Origin of the sequence: Nocardioides sp. zg-DK7169, assembly GCF_013155365.1 — a bacterium.
Taxonomy (GTDB): Bacteria; Actinomycetota; Actinomycetes; order Propionibacteriales; family Nocardioidaceae; genus Nocardioides.
Genome location: NZ_JABJRA010000004.1, coordinates 338,751 through 363,065, shown reverse-complemented (window position 1 = coordinate 363,065; position 24,315 = coordinate 338,751). Strand labels below are relative to the sequence as shown.

The window sequence follows — 24,315 nt, the reverse complement described above, 5'->3', positions numbered from 1 at the left end:
GCGAAGGCCATGGCCCAACGTAGACCGCCGCCGGGCGCCGTGTCGCCCGTTGCTGGTCCTCCGGCAGGACACGTCTCGCCCCCCCGTCCCGTGTCCTGGCACACACCGCTCCGATTCGCGGACCCGGTGCGGCACCGCGGCCTCACACTGACGCCCGGGGACAGCCCTGCCGGTCCCGACGCACGCCCCGACCCCGAAGGATCCGCTCACATGTTCCAGCGCGCCACCCTCACACCGTTCGCGGTGCTCCTCCTGGCCCTCACGCTCGTGGCCGGCTGCGCGAGCGACCCTGCCGACTCCTCGCAGGCCGACGCGCCGGTCCCGGCCAGCCCGGACACGATCGAGGAGCTGCAGGACATGGTCATGGACGCCGGACTGGCGTGCGACTCGCTGTGGAAGAAGCCCATGCTCCAGCGGCGTGACACCGAGACCCGTTTCTGCGACGACGCTGCCAGCCTGGCGTCCTTCGACCTGTACACCTCGGAGGAACGGACCCAGGCTGCGATCCTGGAGAAGGCCGAGCTCGCCGAGAAGTGGCGGGCCATCGGCACCTCCGACATCGTCCCGTCGCTGCTCGTCGGACCGAACTGGGCGGTCGAGGGCGCCGCGGAGCAGCTCCGGGCCCTGGTCCCGATCATCGGTGGCGACCTGCAGGAGAACACCTGCGAGGCGGTCCCCGAGGACCCGACGGCCTGCGATCCCGACGCGGACGTGGACCTGCCCGACCCCGCAGTCGCCGAGGAGGACTTCCTTCGTGCCATGCGCGACGTGCTGGCTCCGGTCACGGTCAGCCACGCGATGGCAGCCGCGCTGGTCGACGTCGGAGAGGCCATCTGCGAGAGCAAGGACGCCTTCACCTCCACCGCCGGCCAGCTGCACGACATCCTCGTCCCGGAGTTCGGAGAACAGCACTCCGAGGAGCTCCTCCTGACCGCCGTCGGGGTGCTGTGCCCGTTCGAGGACCGGGAGCTCGCCGCCACCTGGCTCGGCATCTGAGCGACGGCGGGCGACACCGCCACGGGCCGCTCTAGACCTGTCGGGCGGTCGGCACGTCGGCGCAGCGTTTCGCGGGGCCCCGGCGTCTGCTGGGCATGGAAAGAAGTCAGGGAGCCGAACGTGCCCGATCTTGACGAGTGGCTGGCGCACGGCACCGACCGGCTGTTGCGCTTCGCCTACCTGCAGTGCGGGTCCACCGAGCTGGCGCAGGACGTGGTGCAGGACGTCGTCGTCGACCTGCTGCGCCACCGCGCGCGACTGGAGCGGGAGGTCGAGGTGATCGACGCCTACAGCCGCCGCGCCGTGGTCAACCGGCTCCGCTCGGTGTGGCGGCACCGCGCCGTGCAGCAGGCCCATCCCGTCCCGCCCCCGGCGGTCGTGCGCCACGACGACGCGGTCGTCGAGGACCTGGACCTGCAACGACGGCTGGCCCGGCTCCCCGCACGGCAGCGCGCGGCCGTGGTCCTGCGCTACTACGAGGACTACAGCCACCGTGACATCGCGGTCGTGCTCGGGTGCACGGAGTCCTCGGCCCGCAGCCTGCTCACCCGCGCGCTCCAGTCGCTGCGCGCGACCGCCCCCGAGACCCACGGAGCCCCGCGATGACCGATCTCCAGCAGCGCCTCCGCCGTCTCGCCGACCAGCCTGAGCTCGACGCCCACGCCGTCCTGCGAGCCGCGCGGCAGCGCGACCGACGCAGGCGTCGCGTCCGCCACCGCGTGCTCGTCATGGCAGCGGCGAGCGTCCTGGCAGCGGTGCTCGTCGCCCTTCCGCAGGCCGTGGCGATCCTCGAGGACCGCCGCTCGACCACCGGAGAACCTGTCGCGACCCTGAGCACCGATCCAGGAGGCATCGCCGAGGCCATGCGCCGGTCCGCCGAGCGGTCTCTCGGGGTCCTGGTCGAAGGCGCGCCGATCAGGCTCCAGCTCTTGGGCGACAACTCCGAGAAGCTGCCTGCGGCGCGGGCGGCGGAGGCGTCCGCCGCCCGCATGGAGCTCGGCGCCCGGGACAGCAGGCACCGTTGGCGCATCTACGTGGGACCGGCGAGCGACCTGCCCGACGATCCTGCGCGGCTGTGCCCGCAGCGGACCACGACCGTCCTGCCGTGCTCGGCACGTGACACCGCCGACGGCGTCGTGGTCGTGAGCCAGTACGTGCTGAGGAGGCTCCCGGACCTGCAGCTCCCCGGGGGCGGGCCCGCCTACAGCGTCGTCGACGACCCCCGCCTGCTGACTCCCGAGGACCTCGCCGACGTACGACTCGAGAAGCACGTCTCCCTGGTCCGGCCGTCCGGCGTGAAGACCACGGTGGTCGAGACCGTGGACGGTCCTCCTCGACTCGAGGAGACCTCGTTCGCCGCCACGGAGCAGCAGCTCACCGCCGTGGCGATCGACCCCGCGCTCAGGTGGCGTTGAGCGGGGCCGACGCACCGCTGACGCCGTGAAGCAGCGGGACGCTACCGTCCTGCCGTGCAGCTCTCGCCGCTCGGCCCGGCCGTGGCGCTGGCCGTGCTGGCACCGTCACTGCTCCTGGTGCTCGCACCGCCATGGTGGCGGGGGCGGTGACGCGCGCAGGAGCGTCAGGGTCAGCGTCCGCCGACCGACGCGTCCGGTGTCGCAGGCGGTCGCGCGACCGCTCGCAGCGCGGGACGCAGCGCGAAGCGCAGGACGTCGCCGAGGGAGTCGGCGTACTGGCGGGTGACGTGGACGATGTCCCAGCGGACGACCGTGTCGCCGGCGAAGATCGGACACTGGTCCTCGAGGCAGAACCACGACGAGGTGTCGACGTAGGTCGCACCGGTGCGGCGGGCGGCTGCGCGGTCGGCGGCGGCCTGCGCCGTCCAAGCGTCGCTCGGGGAGCCCTGGCAGTCGCGCGGCACCGAGAACCTGCTCACGCAGCCCTCCACCGCGTGCCCGGCCGGTGGCGGGGCCATGATCGCCACCTGCGTGCCCTCCCCCGCCATCTTGTCGATGGCGCGCACCGCGGCGTCGCGCCACGCGTCGTGGGCACGCGGCAGCGGCGACTCCCCCAGCCACAGGACGCCGGCCTCGAAGGTCGAGAGCACCAGCAGGTCGGGCCGCTCGGCACGCACCTGCTCGTGGATGGTCGACCGGGCCTCGTTGCACCTGGCGGCGCCCTCGGGGTCGTAGTCGATCTCGATCGTGGCGTCGACGTAGGGGCAGTTGGACAGCCCGTAGCCGCGCACCGACCAGTCCGGACCCAGGGCCTTCATCACCGCGGGCATCCACGCGATCGCGACCGAGTCGCCCACGACCATCGCGCGCCGCGGTCCGGTGCCGTGCCAGCACAGGTCCGGGTCGGTCAGGCTGCTCGGGTTGAGGCACTCGGCCCCGGGCTCGAGCTCGGGGTTGATGCCGCCCTCGACCACGTCGTCCAGCGGCGGCTGGAGCGCGGGGAACTCCTCCGCGGTCAGCCCCGCCACCAGGGCGCCGGCCACCTTGTCCTCCGCGGCCTGCCGTGGCGTGCGGCCCGCGGCCTGCTGGCCCTCCTCGCCCGGTGCCGATCCCGGTGCGGTGGCGACGTGCGACGGGGTCCCGGGGGCGTCGCGCGGGACGACCAGGGCCACCGCCAGGAGCACGACGCCGACGCCGACGGCGGCGAGCGCCACCCGGCGGCCCGCCCGCGACGCGCCATCCCGGTCCGGACGCAGGAAGTCGGAGTCGAGCACAGGGCGCTCGACGAGGCGGTACGACGCGGTCGCGAGCGCGAGGGTCAGCGCGAGCACCGCGACCTGGTAGGTGAGCGTGCGCTCGGCCACCAGCACGTCGCCGAGGACCAGCACCGGCCAGTGCCACAGGTAGATCGAGAAGGACAGCGCGCCGAGGTGGACCAACGGGCGGGTGCGCAGCAGCGCGGTCGCGGCGACCCGGGGCGAGCCGGTGCCGGCACTGCTGCCGGTGCCGATCCCCGACGCCAGGACCAGGACCGCGCCGAGCACCGGCAGCACCGCCAGCGGCGCCGGGAACGCGGACCCGCCGTCGAGCAGCAGCGCACCGGCCACGATGGCGGCGAGCCCGAGGCCCCCGAGCACGTTGCGGGCCGGGCCCAGGATGCTCGTCAGCCGAGGGGCCAGCGCGGCCAGCAGCGCACCGGCCGCGACCTCCCAGGCTCGGGTGAGCGTGGAGTAGTAGGACAGGGTCGGCTCCTGCCCTGACTGGACCCACGCCCAGGCGAACGACGCCGCCACCACCACCGCGGCCAGGACGGCCACCGCGGTGCGCACGTCGACGCCGCGGCCGTGCCGCGCCCGGCGGGCGAGCGCGACCAGGCCCAGCAGCACCAGCGGCCACGCCACGTAGAACTGCTCCTCCACCCCCAGCGACCAGTAGTGCTGGAGCGGCGAGGGCGGCAGGGCGGAGCTGAAGTAGTCGGCGTCGCTGGCCGCGAAGCGCCAGTTGGCGACGAACCCCGCCGCCCAGCCGGCGTCCGCCGCGGTGCGCTCGAAGCGGTCCTGCAGCAGCACGACGTACGACGCGGTGACCGTGGCCGCCAGCGAGAGCAGCGCCACGGGCAGGATCCGGCGGGCCCGGCGCCGGTAGAACCCGCCCAGGGAGATCCGCCCGTGCTCCTCGACCTCGCGCAGCAGCAGGCCGGTGATCAGGAAGCCGGAGATGACGAAGAAGACGTCCACCCCGACGAAACCGCCCACCGGGTGGCCGAACACGTGGCCCGCCACCACCAGCCCGACGGCGACGGCGCGCAGGCCCTGGATGTCGAGCCGCTTCGCGGTCACGGTCATGTGTGTGCGGGTTCCCGTCCCGAGATGAACACGTCGCGTGATCCTAGGCACGCTCCCGAAGCGCGCGATCGCCCGGGGCTCCGACGAGGCCAGCCGGCGCAGAGGCGGTCAGACCAGCAGGCGCGCCTTCAGGGCCGCGATGGTCGAGCGCTCCAGCCCGAGGCCTCGGAGGAGGAACCTGTCGAAGGTGCCGTAGTCCTCCTCGATCGCCCGGAACATGCCGGCCAGGTTGGCGCCGCTCTGCTCGAGCAAGGGTCGGATCAGGGCGAGGTCGACCCCGGCCGCGGAGAGGCGCTCGTAGGTGGCGGCATTGCCGGTCGCGCGGTAGGAGTTGGAGAGCTCGTAGTCGGCGAGCACCGTCCTCTCCGACACCCCGAGCAGCCGCTGGAGCACCGCGGCGAAGACTCCGGTGCGGTCCTTGCCCGCGGTGCAGTTGAAGATCAGGGGCACTCCGTCCGACGCAGCCAGCGTGCGGAGCGTCGCCGCGAAGCCTTCGCGGGCCGGTGTGCTGCGGATCAGGTCGATCGGACCATCGGCGGCGATCTGCTCGGCCTTGCCGTCGCCGAGGAGCGCCTCGACGATCGCGGGGTCACGCTCCCGCAGGGCTGCCTGGATGGCCTGCGAGAGCGCGTCGGTGCTCGCGTCCAGCAGCGGTACGGCGTGGGCGGTCACGCCGGCGGGAAGACGGTTCGGGCCGCTCGCCGCGACCTCCGACTCGGCACGGAAGTCGACCACGTGCCGCAGGCGCATCGACCGCAGGACGGCCATGTCCCGCTCGGTAGGTGCCGTGACGGCATCGCTGCGGAAGAGCACGCCCCAGCGCACGGAGCGGCCGTCGCTGGTCCGCATCCCTCCGAGGTCGCGGGTGTTGGTCGAGCCGTCCAAGCCAACGCTGCGCGTCGACACCACGGTCCCGCGCACGTCCCGCCCCTCGCGCGCGGCAGCCCGCACGGCTCGGGCCGGCGCAACCTCGAAGTACCACCGGGCACGGGGGTCGAGCCGCTTGACCGTGACCGAGCCCCAGGCGCTCGCGCCGACCCGGCGCCCGGACTTCGAGGGGTTGACCCGGTTGCTGCTGGCGAACACCACGTGACGACCCGGCGCCGACCAGGTCACCGTGTGGCTGCCGGCGGCGGTGCGGTTCACGGCGGCCGTCTCCGGCGACTGGTCGTGCCGGCCGGAAGCGGCCCGGGCGTCGAGCGCCCCGGTTGCGGCCACCGGACCGGCAGCCAGGCCGCCACTGAGCCCGGCGAGCAGGGAGGTGGTGACGACGACGCGAGCGGTACGCGTGCGGAGACGCGGCGACCGCTCACGAGGAACGGGTGACAGATGGGGGGACATCCCGGGAACGTAGGACGGACTCTGCCTGGTGACGCCCGTCACTCCCGATGACCGGAACGCAGCAGCGTCTCTGCCGGTCAGGCCAGCCGGAGCGTAGTCAGGCAGATCGGGTCAGACTCGCCGGTGGCGATGTCGACGGCGCCGTGCCGCCCCTCGTGGCACACGGTCAGGGTGCCCGCGATGTCGCGCCGCAGCCAGAAGCCGACGAACCGGTTCGCGAAGGTGATGACCTTCTCGTCGACGAGGACCTCGTCGACGCGCCCCCTCGCCGCCGGGCGTGCGTGAGCCGTGGCACGGTGCCTACGTCCGCCTGGCGAAGCGGATGTCGCCGTTCGGCATCCGTTGGTGGAGGTAGCGGTCGTCGTGGATCAGATGGTGGTGGTGGGAGCAGAGGAGCAGCGCGTTCGCGAGGTCGGTCCTCCCGCCCGCTGACCACGGCTTCAGATGATGTGCCTCGCACCACCTCGAGGGGATCGAGCAGCCGGCCGCGTGGCACTCCCGGTCGCGGATCGCGAGGGCCTTGCGCTGGCCCGGGCTGAACAGCCTCGTGGCGTGGCCGAGGTCGAGCGGGACCGAGCGGGTGCCCAGCACCGCGGGCACCAGGCCCGCCGTGCAGGCGAGACGCCGGGCCTCGCCGGCGGTGATCCGGGAGCCGTCGGCGAGCGTGGCCGTCCCGAGGCCCCTGGTGAGGGTGGCCAGGTCCATCGTGATGACGAGCGTCGTCGCGTCCCCGCCGTGCAGCGGCAGCCGTGCCGGGTCGAGGGCCTCCATCAGCGAGCAGAACGCCTCACCGAGGCGCCGCTCGTACGGCAGCCGGCGCCCGTCGTCCGCAGCCGCCGCGCCGTCCTCCTTGCGGGGGTTGGTGAACGCCTCGAGCATCGTGGTCACCCGCAACGCGACGCTCTCGGGCACCCGCGCCCGGATCAACGCGGTGCCGTCGCCCTGGTGCTGCACCGACAGCGTCGTACGCCGCCGAGCCGCGCGCTCCGCGGCCTCCAGCTGGCGCCGTTCCAGCTCCTCTGCCCACTGCGGCGCGACCACCTCGAGCAGCCGCTCCCCCAGCCTCCGCAGCTCCCGCGGACCGAAGTCGACCGCCTGCTCGACCAGGTAGGTCTCCGCGCGGACCAGGACCTCGGCCCACTCCTCCGCCGGCGCGTCCACCAGGTCACGCCCGCAGGCCAGCTCGTCGAGCGCCGCCACGATCACGTGCCCCTGGTCGGCCGTCACCCTCCCGCCCAGCAGCCCCAGACCGACCCGGTGCCAACGCTGCTCGCACGCCACCCCCAGCCGCTGCACCCGACGGGTCGTGGTCAGCGAGTCATGGCTGCGGTGCGTCAACCACGAGGCGACGTCCCGGTGTCCCTCCGCGTCCGCCACGTCGTCGGCGCACCCGACCAGCCGCGCCAGGACAGCCTGGGCCCGCGACGATGCCGAGGCCGCCCTCAGCAACGCCTGGCGCTTCGTCGCCACGGGAAGGAACACCGGGTCCCGCTCGACCACCCGGTCCAGGTCGGCGTGCAGACGCTCCAGATCCACCAGATAGGGATCGAGCGTTTCGGCCATCCGGGCCTCCCTGGACCAGGTGCTGCGGAGCTCTACGACATGGCTTCATCGTAGGACTGACCGGGGACATTTCCGGGGCTCGGACCGCCCGCCCTCCCGCTGCCTGTGGACCCCCGGACGGCGCAGGCATCCTGCATGTGTAACTTGGCTAAGTCGATGCATACAGTTGTATTCACAAGTCGGGCGACAGATGGAGCACACGATGTTGAACGTCGAGATCATCAGCACCACCTCCCTCGGCGACCGCAGCTACATCGCCCACGACGGCGAGGTGGCGATCGTCGTCGACCCACAGCGCGACATCGACAGGGTCCTGGACGTGGTGCGCCGGCGGGGGCTGCGCTGCGTCGCGGTGCTGGAGACCCACATCCACAACGACTACGTCTCGGGCGGCCTCGAGCTGGCCCGCCGCGCGCGGTCCGACTACCTCGTCAACATCGAGGACCCGGTCTCCTTCGATCGCCAGGGTGTCGCGGACGGCGAACGCCTGGTCTACGGCGACCTGGAGGTCCGCGTCATGGCGACGCCGGGCCACACCCTGACCCACCTCGCGTACGCCGTCACGGACCGGAGCGGCGAGCACGATCCCGCGATCTTCACCGGCGGGTCGTTGCTCTACGGCTCGGTCGGGCGCACCGACCTGGTCTCCCCTGGCCTCGTGGACCACCTCAGCCGGGCGCAGTACCGCTCCGCACGCGTGCTCGCCACCCTTCCCGGCGCGTCACGGGTGTTCCCCACCCATGGCTTCGGGAGCTTCTGCTCGACCGGCGCGACCAGCGGGGCGACCGCTTCCACCCTCGAGGACGAGCTGCGGGGGAACCAGGCGTTCCTGGCCACCGACGAGGACCGCTTCGTCGCGGACCTGGTGGCCGGACTGACCGCCTACCCGGCGTACTACCGACACATGGCGCCGCGGAACCTGAGCGGCGCCGGCCCCGTCGACCTCAGTCCCCCGCCCTCCGCCGATGCGGCCGAGCTGCGACGTCGTCTCGACGCCGGCGAGTGGGTGGTGGACCTGCGCAACCGCCGCGCCCACGCGCGCTCGCACCTGCGGGGCAGCATCGGCTTCGAGATCAGCGACCAGCTCTCCACCTACCTGGGGTGGATGATCCCGTGGGGCACCCCGCTGACCCTGCTCGGCACGAGCGCCGACGAGGTGGCCGAGGCCCAGCGCCAGCTGGTCCGGATCGGCATCGATCGCCCGGCTGCGGCCAGCGTCGGTGACCCGCAGCAGTGGTCCCTGGGTGACGACCTCGACGGCTACGCGGTCGGCACGTTCGAGGAGCTGGCCGCGATGACTGCGCAGGAACGCGCCGGCGTCACCGTCCTCGACGTCCGCCGCGACGACGAGCACGCAGCCAGCACCGTCCGCGGCGCCACCCACATCCCTCTCCACGAGCTGGCGGGCCGCCTCGACGAGGTCCCGGCGCGCCCGGTGTGGGTGCACTGCCAGAGCGGCTACCGCGCGGCCATCGCGGCCAGCGTCCTGACCCGCGCCGGCCACCAGGTCACCCTGGTCGACGACTCGTTCGACCGCGCCGGCCCGCTCGGCCTGCGCAGCGCCTGACCGGGCTCCGCGGGCGCGCTACGCGCGACGGCGGAAGGCCGAGCAGGCACGGAAACGAAAAACAAGAAAGGCCCCTGCCAGCGTCTCCGCTGGCGGGGGCCTTCTGTCAAGGGTGGGCGATACTGGGTTCGAACCAGTGACCTCTTCGGTGTGAACGAAGCGCGCTACCACTGCGCCAATCGCCCCTTGTGCTGCGGTCGGAAACACTAACGCATACCGGCCGCGAGCTCACATCCCGGGGTCCACCACGGGTCCCGGGCCGCCTGCGACCAGCGCTGGCGCACCTCGCGCAGCACCGGGCCATCGGTCGGCAGCGCACGCCCGTCCCACGCGCTCACGGGCTGCACCCCGCGGGTGGTGGAGGTCAGGAGGACTTCTTCGGCACGGGCCGCCGCCTCCGTCAGGGGTACGTCGACCTCCCGCACCCCGCACGCCTCCACCGCGAGCTCGCGCGTGACACCCGGCAGGCACCCGCTGGCCAGGGTCGGGGTCACCGGCTCCCCGTCGAGCACCAGGACGACGTTGGCCGCGCTCGCCTCGCACAGGTCGCCGTCGAGGTTGGCGAGCATCCCCTCCCCCGCGCCGGCTGCCCGCGCCGCTGCGAGCGCCACCACGTTGTCGGCGTACGCCGTGGTCTTGTGACCGACGAGGACGCCGTGGTGGTCCACGACGTACGGCGAGGTCACGACGCTCACCGCCTCGGCGGCCGCGCCGATCGGGTCGAGGTCGACGACGAGCTCCCCCTCCCGCGCCCCGGCGACCCACACGATCCGGAGGCGTCCACGCCCGGACCGCCACGCGCCCACCGGGCCGGCGACCGCGCGGCGTACCGCCTCACGGTCCAGCGCCGGCAACCCCAGCGTCTCGACGCTGCCGAGGAGGCGGTCCAGGTGCCGTTCCAGGGCGAACGCCCGACCGTCCTCGACGAGCACCGAGGTGAAGACCCCCTCACCTCGCGCAATCCCGCTCCATGCGTCCACGCCCGCACTCTAGGCCTCTGACCTCGGCAAACGCCGCGATCCCAACCCTCAGCGACACCCCGCGGACCCCCCGGTTTTGCGCCCCGGACCCCAGGAGGCTAATGTTCTGACCGCACCGAGGGCCACGGCCCAAGGCAGCAAGCGGACGTAGCTCAGTTGGTAGAGCGCAACCTTGCCAAGGTTGAGGTCGCGAGTTCGAGCCTCGTCGTCCGCTCGGAAGGGTCTTTCCACCGGGTCCTCCCATGGGAGGGCCACCGCGGTGGGTTGGCCGAGAGGCGAGGCAACGGACTGCAAATCCGTCTACACGGGTTCAAATCCCGTACCCACCTCGATTTACCACAACTGAATAACATGGGCGATTGGCGCAGCGGTAGCGCGCTTCCTTGACACGGAAGAGGTCACTGGTTCAAACCCAGTATCGCCCACCACCACGAAAGGCCCCGGCTGCGGAGACGCAGCCGGGGCCTTTCGCATGCAACGCATGCAGCGGAGGGCCCCCGCCCCGCAGATCAGCGCACGAGCGCCCCACCTAGGGCTGCAAGCGCATCGTCGGCGAGCCGGTAGAAGGCCCAACGGCCCCGCTGCTCGCGCAGCACCAGCCCGGCGTCCACCAGCTGCTTCATGTGGTGCGACACCGTGGGCTGGCTCAGGCCAACGGGGTCGACGAGGTCGCAGATGCAGGCCTCACGCTCGGGGCTGGCGGCGATCAGCGAGAGCAGCCGCACGCGCGTCGGGTCCCCGAGCGCCTTGAACGCCCGGGCGAGCCGCTCCGCCTCCTCGACGTCGAGGACGCCCCCCACGACCGAGCTGCAGCAGGACGCGGTGGCTTCGACGAGCGGCGTGGTGGACATGGCGCCATCGTGCCAGAGAGATTGACATCCGTCGATGCATCGAGAATCCTCGATACATCGACCGTCACCGATCCGCCAGGAGCGCCACCATGAGCGACACCACAGGAACCAGCACCGACGAGCTCCGCGAGGAGGTCCGGTCCCGGTACGCCGCGGCGGCGGTCGCGGTCGGGCAGGGCCAGAGCAACGCCGACCTGAACGACGCCCTCCAGCTGGCCGACGACTGCGGGACGGCGTCGTGCTGCTCCCCGACCGGTACCGACGAGACCGTCGTGGACGGGGCCTTCGGCGCCGGGCTCTACTCCCCCGACGAGCACGGCGACGTGCCGGCCGAGGCGCTCGCAGCCAGCCTGGGCTGCGGCAACCCCACCGTGGTCGCCGACCTCCGCCCCGGCGAGCGGGTCCTCGACCTGGGCTCCGGCGGTGGCATCGACGTGCTCCTCTCCGCCCGGCGCGTCGGGGAGTCCGGGTTCGCCTACGGCGTCGACATGACCGACGAGATGCTGGAGCTCGCCCGGGCGAACGCCGCGAAGGCCGGCGCGACGAACGTCGAGTTCCTCAAGGGCACGATCGAGGACGTCCCGCTCCCGGACGGAGCTGTCGACGTCGTCATCTCCAACTGCGTCATCAACCTCTCCGTCGACAAGCCGCGCGTGCTGGCGGAGATGTACCGCGTCCTGACCCCGGGCGGCCGGATCGGCATCTCCGACGTCGTCGCCGAGGACCACCTCACGCCCGCCGAGCGGGCCGAGCGCGGTTCGTACGTCGGGTGCATCGCCGGCGCACTGTCGCGCAGCGAGTACCTCGACGGGCTGGCCGCGGCCGGGTTCACCGAGACGGTGGTCGAGTTCACCCACGAGGCCGCCCCCGGGATGCACGGCGCCATCATCCGCGCGACCAAGCCGGCGTCGAGGAGCTGAGCGCCGGCGCGGGCTCGGCGTACGCATCGCCGAGGTCGGGTACCGGAGGACCCTCCCAACGAGAGGTCAACCGGCATGGACAACGACAACGTCGTGTGGATCGTCATCGCGGTGGTCGTGATCGCGCTCCTCGCCGCGCTCGCCTACCTGCTGCTCAAGCGCAAGAGGGAACGCGACCGCGTGCAGGCACACGCACAGGCCGAGCAGCTGCGCCGCGAGGCCGCGCAGCACCAGCCCGCCGTGCAGCAGTCCGAGCTGGAGGCACGCAAGGCGCAGGCCGAGGCCGACCTGCGACGCGCCGAGGCCGAGCGCGCCGAGGCCGAGGCCGCCCAGACCCGACAGGCGGCCGCCGCCACCTCCGCACAGCAGGAGGACGTGGTCCGGGAGGCCGACCGGATGGACCCGGCGGTCGACCACCGCTCGAAGGACTACCGGCCCGAGGTCCCCGACCCGCGGCACAGCGAGAACGGCACCACCGCCACCCACGCTGCTCCCGCGACCCCGACCGCAGCCCCCGACGAGCACACGAACGGTCCCGGCGACGGGACGCAGGGTCCCGACGGCCCCGAGGCGACCGGCGGTAGCCACCGCAGCCCCGGCCCGGCGACCTGAGGTCCCGTCCGGCGCCGCTGCGCCCCGCAGCGTCACAGGAAGCCCCCTCGCCGACACGCTCGGCGAGGGGGCTTCGTGCGCGTCGGTGCCCACCCGGGCGCGCGGCCCTCGCCGAGCCGCACCGCGCGGCACCGTCGCGTCAGGAGCGGACGGCGAGCGTGCTGAGAATCGTCGCGGAGAGGAAGCTGCCCGCGTCCTCCTTGGTCAGCCGCCCGGCGAGCACCTCGTGCGCGGCCTGGTGCAGGAGCCCGTAGACGACCGTCACCCACCACGAGGTCGGCAGGTCGGCGCGGAACTCGCCGACCGCCCTGCCCTCGTCGATGAGCGTCCCCAACGACTCCTGGGCCCGGTGGTGCAGGCGCAGCATCCGCGCCGGTGGCAGCACCTCCGCCGCCACCCGGTACAGCTCGTCGTAGGCCGCCAGGCTGCTCCACCGGTACTCGAGGAGCCGGGCGAGCGCCCCGGTCGGCGACACAGTCGCCTCGCCCACGCCCTCGACGGCGTCCTGGCCGAGGTCGACCGCCCGCCGTACCGCCGCCTCGAGCACGTCCTCTGTCGAGGGGAAGTGCTGGTAGAGCGTCGGCCTGCTGACCCCGGCCTCCCGCGCCAGCGAGCTCATGGAGAGCGGGCGGCCCTCGAGCACCATCGTGCTCGCCGTACCCACGATCCGCTCATGGGTACGCCGCGCGTCCGCCCGCCGTGGGGCCGGCGACGGCGTGCCGACCGAGTCCGGTGTGCTCCCCGAGATCTTCCTGGTCATCGCATCCCTCGTCGGACCCTTTACAGCGGTGTAAGGACTGGCTAGCGTACGTCACCAGCGATCCCGGGGTCCCGCCGAGGAGGCGCACGTGACATCACTCCCAGCTCCCCCGACCAGTGCCGCGATCAGCCTGGAAGCACTGCTCGCCGAGGACCTGCTGCGCGGCACGCTCGTCGCAGGCGCGGACGCCACCGGCCGCCTGGTCGGCTGGTGCCTGCCCGGCGGCCCGGGCACCGCCTGCGCCGTCGAGGCCCACGACATCCGCGGGGCCGCCGTCTTCTACCCCCGCACCCACTTCGAGGCGCACGCAACAGACCTGCTGGCCCGGCTGCACGCCCATGACGCCGCGGCCGTCCTGGTCTGGGCAGATGCACCCGCCTCCGTCGACGGGCACCGCAACCTCCCCCTGGCCCGGGCCGCGCTCGACCTGGCCGACGACCTCGGCATCCCGGTGCTCCTCCTCCCCCACCACGCGACGTTCCGCGAGACCAGTCAGCTGATCGCCACCAAGGTCCTCGCGCAGGCAACCCACGTGCTCGAGTACGGCTCGCGGGTGCACCGCGCCCTCGGCGATGTCTTCGCCCGCGGGGCAGGGCTGGCCGCCCTCACCGAGGCGATGGCGCGGATCTCGGGCGCCGAGGTCCTCGTCCTGAACCGCAGCGGCGACCTGCTTGCCCAGACCGGCACCGACCGGGCCGGCGAGGCCACGTCCTCCCAGGTCACCGCGATCGTCGAGCAGCTGACCGACCGCGGCTTCCTCGAGGACGGGCCGACCGCCGCGGAGGTCGTCACGATCGAGCTCGACGGCGTCACGAGACACCTGGTCGTCGCCCGCGTCCTCGTGGCCGCGACCCGCTACGGGCTGCTAGTCGTCGTCGAGCCCGACCAGCCCGTCGCCGGGCACGAGCTGGCCCAGCACCGCGTCATGGCCGAGCAGGGCGTGAGCCTCGCCGGCAGCGAGCTGCTGCGCCAGCAGTCGGTGCGCGAGGCCGAGGAGCGGGCGCGCAACGACTTCGTGCACGCGCTGCTGCACAACCGCTTCACCGACCAGTTCGAGCTCGCCGCCCGGGCCGAGCACTACCGGTTCCCCCTGGACGGGCGTTTCGCGGTCCTGATCGTCTCCTCCCCCGACGTCCGACCCGACGACGCCATGGGCCGCCAGCGGGCCGTCGACGTCGCGCGCGCGGCACGCCGTGACGGCACGACCCCGGGCTCCCTCGCCCTGAGCGCGCTCATCGGGTCCATGATCGTGGTGGTCAAGCAGGTGCCGGCCGCGCGACGCGACGACCCCGAGCAGGAGACCGTGGCGCTGCGATCCTTCGCCGACCAGGTCCTCAAGCTGGCCTCCCGACGCCTCGGCGACGGCGTCCGGGTGACGTTCGGGCGGGCCGCCGAGGGCGCCTCCGGGGTCGCCCAGAGCTATCGCGAGGCGCGGACCGCCGAGGCCCTCGCCCGACGTGTCGGCACCAGCGCGGTCACGACCTACCAGGACCTGCGCGTCTTCGCGGCGCTCCAGGACGCGGCCGCGAGCCGGGCCGGCATCGAGTTCGCGCGCGAGATCCTGGCCCCGCTCCAGGACAGCGACGGGCAGACCGGGAACCTGGAGGCCGTCGCGCTCGCCTACATCGCGGAGTCGGGGAACCTCAACGCGACCGCCCGTCGGCTCCACCTGCACCGCAACACGATGCTCTACAAGCTGGAGCGCACCTCCCGTGCGTTGCACATGGACATCCGCACCTCCGAGGCCCAGTTCATGGTCTGGCTCGCCCACCACCTCCTCGCGCTGCGCGAGGTCACCGCCCAGCTCGACGACGAGCTCGCCCCACCGCACTGAGCGCAGCCACCGCTCCTGTGCACACCGCACAGTCATCCAAGCGCCGACACGGACAAGGTGTCCATGGCGCCGCACCACCGCCGGGCTGGATGCTCAGGGACATGCACCGGATCTATCGGATCACCCTGGACGACGCCCTTCCCGTACTGGCCGCGGCACGCGCCAAGGCCGACGAGATCGGCGTGAAGCAGACACTGTGTGTCGTCGACGAGTCGGGCCAGGTCATCGCGCTGCACCGCATCCCGGGCGCGCGCCTGACCGGGGTCGACATCTCGATCGCCAAGGCCTTCACCGCGGCCGGGCACGAGCGTGCGACGCACAAGTTCAACGAGCCGCCGAACGGCCCTGCCCTGCCGGGCAACGAGGCCTTCGGGATCAGCCACATGCTCCCGGGCAAGTTCGCCATCTTCGTCGGCGGCTTCCCGCTCGAGCACGACGGCCAGATCGTCGGCGCCATCGGTGTCTCGGGCGGCAACGGCGAGCAGGACAAGGCGGTCGGCGCGGCGGCCCTGGAGGCCTTCGCCAAGCACATCGCCGACAATCCGCCCGCAAGCTGAGCCGAGTCGGCCCGGCCCGACCTGACCCCGTCCGGCCCACGGCCCCGGTGAGCACCTCGCTCACCGGGGCCGTCCGACGTCCGTCCTCACCTCAGGGAGCAGGTGAGCTCGACCTCCACGCAGGCCCCGCCGGGCAGGGAAGCCACGCCGACGGCGCTGCGTACGGCGGCGCCGCGATCACCGACCAGGGCTGCGAGGCGCTCGGAGGCACCGTCGGCCACCCGGGTGTGCTCGGTGAACCCGTCGACCGCGCTGACGTAGACCGTCATCCGCAGCACCCTGCCCAGCTCGTCGAGCGAGCCCGCGGCTGCGGCCGCGGCAGCGAGGGCGTTGCCCGCGGCGATCGCCGCGGCGGCGCGGCCCTCCTCCACGTCGATCTCGGCACCGAGCCGGCCCACGTGCCGCAGCCGACCATCCACCCGCGGGGTCATGCCCGCCGTCATCACCAGGTCCGCATGGCGTACGGCGGGTCGGTAGCTCCCCTGGGCCCGCGGCGGGGGCGGCAGCAGGGTCGGGGCCCCGGCCACGTCGGTCTCCTCAGAGCGCAAGTGCCACACCTTCCATCCGGGGGTCCGCGCCCGCGCGCAGGACCCCGTGCTCGTGGTCGACGCTGATGGCCAGCGCCGACCCTCCCGGCCCGCCGTGCTGCACCGGGATCTCCCGGACCGTGTGGCCACGGGACCGCAGGCCGGCGAGGGTATCCGCCGCCAGCCCCTCCTCGCAGCGCAGCTCCTCGGGCTCGGAGATCACGTCGGCGTCGGAGCCGGGGAAGACGGTGAACCGCGGCAGGGAGACGGCCTCCTGCGGGTCGGTGCCGTGGTCGACCAGGTGGCTGAGCACCTGCATGTTCCACTGCACCTGCCCGTCCCCGCCCGGGCAGTTGCCGACGTGCCGCAGGCCGGTCGCGTCGTCGGCGATCCAGGCATTGAGGGTGTGCAGCGGTCGGCGCCGCGGCCGGACCTCGTTGGGATGACCGTCGAGCAGGTACGCGCCCCGGCCGAGGCGGTTGTTCAGCAGCACCCCGGTGCCGGGCACGCTGAGGTGCGCGCCGAAGGTGAAGGCGAGGGAGTGGATGAACGAGACCGTCCGCCCTTCCTCGTCGACCACCACCGTGGAGGTGGTGTCGCCGTCGAGGCGGGCGGGACCGGCGGCCACCAGACCGCCGGCGATCTCCTCGCGGGCCCGGGCCACGCGCTCCGGCCTCAAGGACTCCGCCCACCCGGTCGAGTCGGACCCGCCGGCCTCGAACCGGTCACGGAACGCGCGCCGCGCGGCCGAGGCCAGCCAGTGGACCGACTCGGCGTCCAGGCGCTCGCGGCCGGCCAGCACGCCGTCGCAGATCACGGCCTGCTGCAGGACCATCCACCCCGCCGAGGGCATGGGGGTCTGGTGCACCCGCAGGCCGGCGTACGACGTGGACAGCGCCGCGACGGCGGGCGCGTCTGCTCCTGCGGCCCACTCCTCACCGCTGAACGGTGCGCCGGCGCCGACCAGCGCGGCGAGCGCCCGGTCGGCGAACTCACCGTCGTAGAACCCCTCCGTGCCGGCGGCCGTGCGACGCAGGAAGGCGCCGAGCGCGCTCTGGCGCAGCACCTGCCCCACCCGCGGCAGGTCCCCGCCGGGGAGGAAGACCTCCGCGGCGTCCGGGTCCGCGCGCAGCGAGTCGGCGTGCAGGGCGATGTCGGCGCGAGTCTTCGCGGTGCAGGCGATGCCGTGCTCGGCCAGGTCGATGGCCGGCGCCCAGAGCTCGTCGAGCGCCCGGGTGGCGCCGTGGGCGTGCAGGGTGCGGACGGCGGCCAGCGCACCGGGGACCGTCACGGCGAGCGCACCGCTGAGCGGCAGGGCGGAGTGCCCGAGCGAGCGGTAGAAGTCCGGCTCGCCGCCGTCTGGCCCGAAGCCGCTGCCACAGATGGCCCACACCCGGCCGTCCGGCTCACGGACGAGCGCGAACGCGTCTCCTCCGACACCGCACTGGCCCGGCAGCGCCATCCATGCGACGGCCGCCATCGCGAGCGTCGCGTCGACAGCGTTGCCGCCGTCGGCGAGCACCCGGGCGCCGGCGAACGACACCACCGGGCTGCTCGAGCTCACCGCCGCGCGGGCGCCCAGCACCGAGGCGCGGCCGGCCTCTCGACGGGGCCGCGGCGCGGTGCGCCCGTGCTCCATGGATCAGTCCCCGCGGGGCTTGCGCCGGCGCGGGCCTCCCGCGACGACGTCGGCCTCGCTCACGCCGACGTAGACCTGGCCGTCCTCCTCGCGCACCGGATAGACCTGGATGGGCTCGGTCGCAGGAGGGTAGACCGGCTCGCCGGTCTCGAGGTCGAAGACGCTTCCGTGGCACGAGCAGCCGAGGCCGTCGTCGACGAGCTTGCCGCTGCTCAGCAGGCAGTCCAAGTGGGTGCAGTAGTTGCTGGTGGCATAGGCCTTGCCGCCCAGCCGGGCGACGGCACACTCCAGCTCACCGACGTAGAAGCGCCGGACGTAGCCCTCGGGGACCTGGCCGGAGCGGGCGACCCGGTGGTACTCCAGCTCGGTGGACGCCGGCGTGCCGCTGTCGGCGGGCGTGGTCTGTGCGTCGGACATGGGCGTCCCTCTCAGCTGACGTAGACGGTCTTGTCGGTCGTGTAGAAATGCATCATCGTGGCGCCGGCCTGCTCCTTGTGCGTCTGCGTGCTGGAGCGCCGGGTGCCGCCGAACGGCGCGTTCATCGCCATCCCGCTGGTGGCCTCGTTGACCTTGACCACGCCGGCGTCGACGTCACGGCTGAAGGCGAGCGCAGTCGCGATGTCCCGGGTCGCGATGCCGGCAGAGAGGCCGTACGGCGTGCCGTTGGCGACCCGCACCGCCTCGTCGTACGAGGCGACGGTGATGAAGGCGAGCACCGGGCTGAAGATCTCCTCCTGCGCCATCCGGTCCTGCGGGTCGACGTCGGAGAAGATGGCCGGGCGGGCGAAGTAACCGCCGTCGAGCACCGGGTCCTGCAGCGGCGTCTCACGGCGGGCGGCGGAGTTGTCGCCCTCCTTGAGGAACTCGTGGTACTTGTCCCACTGCGCCTCGCTGGCGAGCGGGCCCATCGTGACGCCGTCGGTGAGGCCGTTGCCGACCACCGCAGCGCGGGCCCGCTCCATCACCCGGTCGAGCAGGTCGAGCTGCACGCTCTCGTGGACGATCACCCGTGAGGTGCCGGTGCAGGCCTGGCCGCTCAGCCCGAAGGCGCCCTTGGCGATGATGTCGGCGGCGCGCTCGAGGTCGGCGTCGGCGCAGACCACCATGGCGTTCTTGCCGCCCATCTCCAGCTGGCAGCGCACCTGCACCGGGACGGTGCGGTGGATGGCCTCGCCGACCGCGGTGGAGCCGGTGAAGGTGACGGCGTCGACGTGCGGGTCGGCGACCAGCGCACGGCCCGCCTCGGCATGGCCGTGCACCAGGGCGAGTGCTCCCCCGGGCACGCCGGCCTCGAGGAGGACCTCGACCAGGCGCTGGGCGGTGACCGGGGTCAGCTCGCTGGGCTTGAACACGACACCGTTGCCGGCGGCGAGGGCGGGGCCGAGCTTGCGCGAGGGGATGTTGAGCGGGAAGTTCCAGGGCGTGATCGCCGCGACGACTCCCACCGGCTGCCGCGAGCTGTAGACGAGCCCGCCCCCGGAGGAGGGGTACGTCTCCCCTGAGAGCCGCAGCGCCTCTCCGGCGTAGAAGCGCAGGTTCTGCGGGGTCCGCATCGCCTCCATGCGCGCCTCGGCCCGGGTCTTGCCCTCCTCGCGCACCAGCTCCTCGATGAGGGTGTCGGCGCGCGCCTGGAGCATGTCCGCGGCGCGCACCAGGACGTCGGCGCGGACCTCGGGCGCGAGCGCTGACCAGGCGTGGCGGTGCTCGGCGACGTGCGCCACCGCGGCGGCCACCTCGTCGGCGCCCGACTCCGGTGCCGTCGCCACGACCTCCTGGAGGTCGGCGGGGTTGCGGCGCTCGAAGGTGCGACCGCCACCGGTGGACCACTCCCCCGCAACGTAGTTCTGGACCGTGATGCTCATGCCTGCTCCACCATCTCGAATAGGTCGACGTCGGGGTCGGCGAGGACCTCCGGCGCCACGACGCGGCGCCCGGCGACCAGCTCGCGGGCGACCATGATGTCCTCGGGGTTGTCGACCGCGAAGGCCGCACGCAGGACGCCGTCGCGGAGGAAGAACGCCGTCCAGGAGTCCGCCTCGGTGCTCCCGCGCAGCACGATGTCGTCGCTGCCGCTGGCGTGGCCGACGTACTGCAGGTTCGCGTCGTACTGGTCGGACCAGAACCAGTGCGGGTCGGCCGCCACCGTCGTCCGGCCCAGGATGTTGTTCGCCGCCGTCGCCGCCTGCTTGGAGGCGTTGTCGAAGTGCTCGACGCGCACCCGCCCCTCGAGGAGCGGGTGCAGCTGGTTGGCGACGTCGCCGGCCGCGTAGACGTGCGGGTGGCTGGTGCGGCAGTGCTCGTCGACGTGGATGCCGTTGCCGACGACGAGCCCGGAGGCCGCGGCGATCTCGTCGTTGGGCTCGATGCCGATGCCGATGACGACCACGTCGGCGACGAAGCGGCCCGCGGAGGTCTCGACGACGACCTCCTCGCCTGCCTGCTGGATGCCCGCCACGGTGACCCCGCAGCGCAGGTCCACGCCCGCGGCCGTGTGCCGGCGCACGCAGGTCTCCGCGAGCCGCGGGCCGAGCAGCCCGAGCAACGGCGCGGGAGCCATCTCCAGGACCGTCACCTCCGCTCCGAGGGCGCGAGCGCTGCTGGCGACCTCGGCGCCGATGAAGCCGGCGCCCACGACGACGAGCCGGGCGCCGGGAGCGAGGTCCCCGCGCAGCGTCTCGGCGTCGGCGCGGGTGCGCAGGTAACGGATCCGGTCGCCATCGGCCCCCGGGAACCGGCGCGGCCTGCCCCCGGTCGCGAGGAGCACGTGGTCGGCCCGCACGCTGGTGCCGTCGGCCAGGTCCACCGCGCCGGAGGCGCTGTCCACCCGGGTCGCCCGGACGCCGGTGCGGACCGTGACCCCCTGGGCCTCGGTCCAGGCCGGCGCCAGCAGGTCCAGCGCGGAGTCGTCGCCCTTGACGAGGAACTCCTTCGACAGCGGCGGACGCTGATAGGGCCGATGCGGCTCCTCGCCGAGGATCGTGATCGGTGCCGCGTAGCCGCGGCGGCGCAGGGTCCGGGTGGCGACCGCGGCGGCCTGCCCGCCCCCGACGATGACGACGCCGTGCTCCGCGCTCATGCGTCGGCCCGGGCACGCGCCGTCGACACGTGCACCATGCCGTCGTCGTCGACCTTCACGGCGTACGTCGGCTGGCAGCCGTCCTGCCCCTCAGCCTCCCCAGTCTCGGGGTCGAACTTCCACTGGTGACCGGGGCAGATCACCTTGCCGAACAGCAGGGCGCCCTTGCTGAGCTGACGCTGTTCGTGGATGCAGGTGTCGGCCAGGGCGTAGACCACGTCGTTGATGTAGAACAACGCCACGGCGGTGCCGGCGACCTCGACTGCCTTCTTCTTGCGGGCGCGAAGGTCGCTGAGGGTGGTGACGGCGTGCCAGTCGGTCATGCCGGGTCCTCCTTTGGTCACGAGGGGCGGGACGGCGCCCGGCTCAGACGGCGGGCTCGAGGTCGGGCGCGACGTAGGTGTCGTAGAGCGCCCGGGTGTAGCTGAACCGCATCTCCGCACCCCAGCGCACGAACTGCAGGCAGCGCTGCTGGAGCTCGGGGGTGTCCGCGCCGTCGAGCACGATCTGGTAGCCGCGCTCGCCGTGCACCTCGTCGGAGGTGATGTGGAGGTCGAAGAACTCGATCTCGTCCTCGGTGAAGCCGTAGACCTCCCGCAGCGGGACGATCTGCTTCTTGTAGATCTGCGGGACCTGCGACTCGAGCCCGACGATCAGGGCTGCCGTGGCGACCACGTAGTGCTCGCGCATGGCGGTGGCGTAGCACCAGGCCTGCAGCCCGCGAGTGACCGCGTTGCACGTGTTCGGGTCCTCGACCGCCTCGCGGGTGGTCCCGCACGCTTCCGCGAAGCGGATCAGCAGGTCGGTGTGGCGGATGTCGGCCAGCTCCTCCTCGTACATGTTCTGGAGCAGGAAGTCCTTGGCGTCGGTCAGGTGGTCCGGGGTGCTGCCGTAGATGTAGCCGAGGTAGTCGGCGAACGGGCCGACGTAGTTGTAGTGGTTCTCCGCCCAGCGGGCGAAGTGGTGGCGCTGGAGCTTGCCGTCGGCCCACGCCTGGCTGAACGACGCGTTCGAGGCCTCCCGGCCCTTGATCGCGTTCTCGAGCGCGGTGCGGAAGTCGTCACGGTTCAGGAGCTCGGTCATGATGCCTCTCTCGGATCGGCGCGAGGTCGTGTGTCGACCTGTCCCCATCCTGTGATCCAGGGCACCTCGGCTCCACGGGCACAATGCACATCGTTCCGGCGATTCATCGTGCACCTGGGCTGAAGTCGGTACGGCGCGAGCCGCGACACGATGGCGCGGTGACCACGACCCTCTCGACCACCGACCGCGCGATCGGGGTGCGCCAGCGCGCCCGCCTCGTCGTGGTCCTCGCCATCACCAGCGGCGCCACCGACGCCATCGGATTCCTCGCGCTCGGCAGTGCCTTCACCAGCGTCATGACCGGCAACATGGTGCTCCTCGGAGTCGGTGCCGCCGACCGCGACCTCCAGGCCGTCGGCCTGGTAAGCGTGGCGATCGCCAGCTTCATGCTGGGCGCCGCGGTCGGTGCCCGGACCGCCGGCGAGGCCCGTGACGACGACACGGTCTGGCCCCGCGCGGTCACCATCGCCCTCGCCGTGGAGCTGGTGCTGTTCGCGGTCTTCGCCGCCTGGTGGTGGGCCGAGGGCTCCGCGCCCGGCGAGCGGGTGTTCCTGCCGATGCTGGCGCTCAACGCGGCAGCACTCGGGCTGCAGAGCAGTGCCATCCAGCGCTTCGGGGTCTCCGGCCTGTCCACGACCTACCTGACCGGGACGCTGACCACGGTGGTGATCCGGCTGACCCAGGGCAAGGGCCTGCGCACCGTCGGCCACAGCCTGCTGATCCTGGCCGGCCTGGTCACCGGGGCCGCGATCGCCACCGCTCTCCTCGAGCTCGCGCCGGCCGCCGTACCGGCGCTGCAGCTGGTGAGCGTCGGCGGGGTCCTGGCGGTGGCCTGTCTCAGCCGGTCGATGCGCCCGGCGGCACCGGAGCCGGAGCTCCCGACGCGGCCCGCGCGGGCTCGGACGGGTTCGGGCCGACGAAGCTGACCAGCAGGCCGAGCGCGGCGACGACCGCGCAGCCGGTCAGCACGACCAGCATGTCGGTGCGCCCGAAGGTGAGTGCCACCCAGGCCGTGCCCGCGGTCGAGCCGGAGAACCGCAGCATGTTGAACAGCCCCAGGGCGGCGCCGGTCTGGCCCGCCGGCGACCGAGTGGCGCCCGCGGCGGCCGGGGTCTGCACCATGGCCACGCCGGCCCCGAGGAGCAGGAGCAGCGCGCACACGGCCGCGACCCGTCCCACCGATTCCTCGTCGGTGGCGACCAGGCCGGTGACCAACGAGCCGACGATGAGCACGACCAGGCCGCTGCGCAGCACCGTCCGGGGCTGCGCGTGGTCGACGAGGCGTCCGACGGCGGGCGCGAATGCCGCCATCGACACGGGCAGCGCGAAGAACAGCAGGCCCGCGGCGCCGGAGCTGAGACCGAGGGTGTCGGTGAGGTACAGCGGGATGACCACCAGCAGGGTGCCCAGCACGAACATCTGTGAGAAGGCCGCGAGGCTGCTGCGCAGGAACCGGCTCTCCACGATCAGGCGCGGTGGGATCATCGCCCGCGGGTTGTCGCGCGAGACCAGCACGTAGCCGACCAGCAGCAGCACGCCGAGCACCGCGGCGCCGATGTCCACCACGACCGGCACCGCCGGTTGGCTGACCGCGGTCAGGGCGACCAGCACCAGTCCGGTGCCACTGGTGAGCAGGAACGCGCCGCGCAGGTGCAGGGCGGGCGCCTCGCTGGGCCGCGATCCCACGGAGCGCCACACGCCCACCAGGATCAACGCGGTCACCACCGACATCACCAGGAAGATCGCCCGCCACCCGGCGACCTCGCTGACCAGGCCGCCGACCGGCGGCCCGAGTGCTTGGCCGACGCCGTTGGCCGCGGCCCAGGCCGCCATCATCCGGAACCGGCGGTCCGGGAAGAGCGTCACCAGCATGCCCATCACCAGGGGTGGGATGGCCGAGCAGGCGAGGCCCTGCACGGCACGGGTGCCGATCAGGAACTCCAGGTTCGGGGCCGCGGCCGCTGCCAGCTGTGCGGCGAGCATGAGGACGAGAGCGGCGAGAATGGTCCGCTTGCGACCCAGCCGGTCCCCGAGCCAGCCGGTGAGCGGCATCGCCACCGCCAGCACGAGCACGAAGGCGCTCACGGCGAGGACGGTGGCGGAGATCGAGCGGTCGAAGTCGGCGGCGATCGCGTGCAGCGGCACGTTGATGATGTTGTTCGACATCGTGCCGAGCACGGTGACGCCGAGGAGGGAGTACTTGGCGAGCGCGCCGGCCGACGAGGCCCCCCGGTGATCCACGCCAGAAG

Annotated in this window: 23 protein-coding genes, 4 tRNA genes and 1 pseudogene; 12 read left to right on the top strand and 16 right to left on the bottom strand. The window is 73.0% G+C overall.

Going from position 1 to position 24,315, the window contains the following annotated elements; all coding sequences use genetic code 11:
• Positions 1–210 precede the first annotated feature (210 nt).
• The 3 genes from HOQ23_RS08730 (at position 211) to HOQ23_RS08720 (ending at position 2,411) form a co-directional block, all read left to right on the top strand.
• On the top strand, positions 211–996 hold the full coding sequence (locus HOQ23_RS08730) for a hypothetical protein (RefSeq protein ID WP_172213797.1): 786 nt from the start codon (positions 211–213) through the stop codon (positions 994–996).
• Between the two features lie 120 nt (positions 997–1,116).
• Positions 1,117–1,602, top strand: coding sequence for a sigma-70 family RNA polymerase sigma factor (locus HOQ23_RS08725; protein WP_172213795.1), 486 nt, complete (start codon positions 1,117–1,119; stop codon positions 1,600–1,602).
• Positions 1,599–2,411: a hypothetical protein gene (locus HOQ23_RS08720; protein WP_172213793.1), complete on the top strand. Its 813-nt coding sequence runs from the start codon at positions 1,599–1,601 to the stop codon at positions 2,409–2,411. The genes HOQ23_RS08725 and HOQ23_RS08720 overlap by 4 nt, the downstream gene beginning before the upstream one ends.
• A 170-nt stretch (positions 2,412–2,581) precedes the next feature.
• Here the strand turns inward: HOQ23_RS08720 and HOQ23_RS08715 are convergent, their stop codons facing one another.
• From HOQ23_RS08715 to HOQ23_RS08705, 4 genes and pseudogenes are all read right to left on the bottom strand, one after another.
• A complete protein-coding gene (locus HOQ23_RS08715) occupies positions 2,582–4,756 on the bottom strand; it encodes an acyltransferase family protein (RefSeq protein ID WP_172213791.1) in 2,175 nt (724 codons plus the stop codon).
• A 108-nt stretch (positions 4,757–4,864) separates the two neighbouring features.
• Positions 4,865–6,097 (bottom strand): tyrosine-protein phosphatase, encoded by a 1,233-nt coding sequence (locus tag HOQ23_RS08710; protein WP_172213789.1) that lies wholly within the window; start codon positions 6,095–6,097, stop codon positions 4,865–4,867.
• A gap of 77 nt (positions 6,098–6,174) precedes the next feature.
• Positions 6,175–6,339, bottom strand: a pseudogene (locus HOQ23_RS21515) (hypothetical protein); the annotation flags it as partial.
• A 58-nt stretch (positions 6,340–6,397) separates the two neighbouring features.
• Entirely contained in the window at positions 6,398–7,660 is a 1,263-nt protein-coding gene (locus tag HOQ23_RS08705; RefSeq protein ID WP_172213787.1) for an HNH endonuclease signature motif containing protein, read from the bottom strand.
• A gap of 202 nt (positions 7,661–7,862) precedes the next feature.
• On the opposite strand from HOQ23_RS08705, the gene HOQ23_RS08700 reads away from it, so the two are divergent.
• Entirely contained in the window at positions 7,863–9,227 is a 1,365-nt protein-coding gene (locus HOQ23_RS08700; RefSeq protein ID WP_172213785.1) for a rhodanese-like domain-containing protein, read from the top strand.
• Between the two features lie 113 nt (positions 9,228–9,340).
• On the opposite strand, the gene HOQ23_RS08695 is transcribed toward HOQ23_RS08700, so the two are convergent.
• A tRNA-Val gene (locus tag HOQ23_RS08695) sits at positions 9,341–9,412 on the bottom strand.
• 21 nt (positions 9,413–9,433) lie between these two features.
• Positions 9,434–10,207, bottom strand: a complete 774-nt coding sequence (locus HOQ23_RS08690; protein ID WP_172213783.1) for an aminotransferase class IV — start codon at positions 10,205–10,207, stop codon at positions 9,434–9,436.
• Positions 10,208–10,348: 141 nt separating this feature from the next.
• Here HOQ23_RS08690 and HOQ23_RS08685 point away from each other — a divergent pair.
• The 3 genes from HOQ23_RS08685 (at position 10,349) to HOQ23_RS08675 (ending at position 10,635) form a co-directional block, all read left to right on the top strand.
• A tRNA-Gly gene (locus tag HOQ23_RS08685) sits at positions 10,349–10,421 on the top strand.
• Between the two features lie 44 nt (positions 10,422–10,465).
• Positions 10,466–10,536, top strand: a tRNA-Cys gene (locus tag HOQ23_RS08680).
• A 24-nt stretch (positions 10,537–10,560) separates the two neighbouring features.
• Positions 10,561–10,635: transfer RNA gene (locus tag HOQ23_RS08675), tRNA-Val, on the top strand.
• An 81-nt stretch (positions 10,636–10,716) separates the two neighbouring features.
• On the opposite strand, the gene HOQ23_RS08670 is transcribed toward HOQ23_RS08675, so the two are convergent.
• Complete coding sequence (locus HOQ23_RS08670; protein WP_172213781.1) at positions 10,717–11,058, bottom strand: helix-turn-helix transcriptional regulator; 342 nt, start codon at positions 11,056–11,058, stop codon at positions 10,717–10,719.
• Positions 11,059–11,147: 89 nt separating this feature from the next.
• Between HOQ23_RS08670 and arsM the strand changes: the two genes are divergently transcribed.
• Positions 11,148–11,978, top strand: coding sequence for an arsenite methyltransferase (gene arsM / locus HOQ23_RS08665; protein WP_172213779.1), 831 nt, complete (start codon positions 11,148–11,150; stop codon positions 11,976–11,978).
• Between the two features lie 75 nt (positions 11,979–12,053).
• A complete protein-coding gene (locus HOQ23_RS08660; RefSeq protein WP_172213778.1) occupies positions 12,054–12,590 on the top strand; it encodes a hypothetical protein in 537 nt (178 codons plus the stop codon).
• A gap of 139 nt (positions 12,591–12,729) precedes the next feature.
• Here the strand turns inward: HOQ23_RS08660 and HOQ23_RS08655 are convergent, their stop codons facing one another.
• Positions 12,730–13,350 (bottom strand): TetR/AcrR family transcriptional regulator, encoded by a 621-nt coding sequence (locus HOQ23_RS08655; protein WP_172213777.1) that lies wholly within the window; start codon positions 13,348–13,350, stop codon positions 12,730–12,732.
• An 88-nt stretch (positions 13,351–13,438) separates the two neighbouring features.
• On the opposite strand from HOQ23_RS08655, the gene HOQ23_RS21510 reads away from it, so the two are divergent.
• The gene (locus tag HOQ23_RS21510) at positions 13,439–15,184 is read left to right on the top strand and encodes a helix-turn-helix domain-containing protein (protein WP_172213776.1); all 1,746 of its coding nucleotides are present in this window, start codon (positions 13,439–13,441) and stop codon (positions 15,182–15,184) included.
• Between the two features lie 101 nt (positions 15,185–15,285).
• Positions 15,286–15,741, top strand: coding sequence for a heme-binding protein (locus HOQ23_RS08645; RefSeq protein ID WP_172213775.1), 456 nt, complete (start codon positions 15,286–15,288; stop codon positions 15,739–15,741).
• An 86-nt stretch (positions 15,742–15,827) separates the two neighbouring features.
• Here the strand turns inward: HOQ23_RS08645 and HOQ23_RS08640 are convergent, their stop codons facing one another.
• From HOQ23_RS08640 to HOQ23_RS08610, 7 genes are read right to left on the bottom strand one after another with little or no spacing between them, the layout of a single operon-like run.
• Positions 15,828–16,289: a RidA family protein gene (locus tag HOQ23_RS08640; RefSeq protein ID WP_216653914.1), complete on the bottom strand. Its 462-nt coding sequence runs from the start codon at positions 16,287–16,289 to the stop codon at positions 15,828–15,830.
• Positions 16,279–17,907, bottom strand: coding sequence for a gamma-glutamyltransferase family protein (locus HOQ23_RS08635; RefSeq protein WP_172213774.1), 1,629 nt, complete (start codon positions 17,905–17,907; stop codon positions 16,279–16,281). Before HOQ23_RS08635 ends, HOQ23_RS08640 begins: the two co-directional genes overlap by 11 nt.
• A gap of 3 nt (positions 17,908–17,910) precedes the next feature.
• On the bottom strand, positions 17,911–18,324 hold the full coding sequence (locus tag HOQ23_RS08630; protein ID WP_253945281.1) for a Rieske 2Fe-2S domain-containing protein: 414 nt from the start codon (positions 18,322–18,324) through the stop codon (positions 17,911–17,913).
• A gap of 11 nt (positions 18,325–18,335) precedes the next feature.
• A complete protein-coding gene (locus tag HOQ23_RS08625) occupies positions 18,336–19,769 on the bottom strand; it encodes an aldehyde dehydrogenase family protein (protein WP_172213773.1) in 1,434 nt (477 codons plus the stop codon).
• Complete coding sequence (locus HOQ23_RS08620; protein WP_172213772.1) at positions 19,766–20,983, bottom strand: NAD(P)/FAD-dependent oxidoreductase; 1,218 nt, start codon at positions 20,981–20,983, stop codon at positions 19,766–19,768. Before HOQ23_RS08620 ends, HOQ23_RS08625 begins: the two co-directional genes overlap by 4 nt.
• On the bottom strand, positions 20,980–21,306 hold the full coding sequence (locus HOQ23_RS08615; RefSeq protein ID WP_172213770.1) for a Rieske 2Fe-2S domain-containing protein: 327 nt from the start codon (positions 21,304–21,306) through the stop codon (positions 20,980–20,982). The genes HOQ23_RS08620 and HOQ23_RS08615 overlap by 4 nt, the downstream gene beginning before the upstream one ends.
• Positions 21,307–21,349: 43 nt before the next feature.
• Positions 21,350–22,066 (bottom strand): TenA family transcriptional regulator, encoded by a 717-nt coding sequence (locus HOQ23_RS08610; RefSeq protein ID WP_172213768.1) that lies wholly within the window; start codon positions 22,064–22,066, stop codon positions 21,350–21,352.
• A 158-nt stretch (positions 22,067–22,224) separates the two neighbouring features.
• On the opposite strand from HOQ23_RS08610, the gene HOQ23_RS08605 reads away from it, so the two are divergent.
• Positions 22,225–22,992: a YoaK family protein gene (locus HOQ23_RS08605; protein ID WP_172213766.1), complete on the top strand. Its 768-nt coding sequence runs from the start codon at positions 22,225–22,227 to the stop codon at positions 22,990–22,992.
• Here HOQ23_RS08605 and HOQ23_RS08600 read toward each other — a convergent pair.
• The gene (locus HOQ23_RS08600; RefSeq protein WP_172213764.1) at positions 22,904–24,307 is read right to left on the bottom strand and encodes an MFS transporter; all 1,404 of its coding nucleotides are present in this window, start codon (positions 24,305–24,307) and stop codon (positions 22,904–22,906) included. The genes HOQ23_RS08605 and HOQ23_RS08600 overlap by 89 nt on opposite strands.
• Positions 24,308–24,315: the final 8 nt, after the last annotated feature.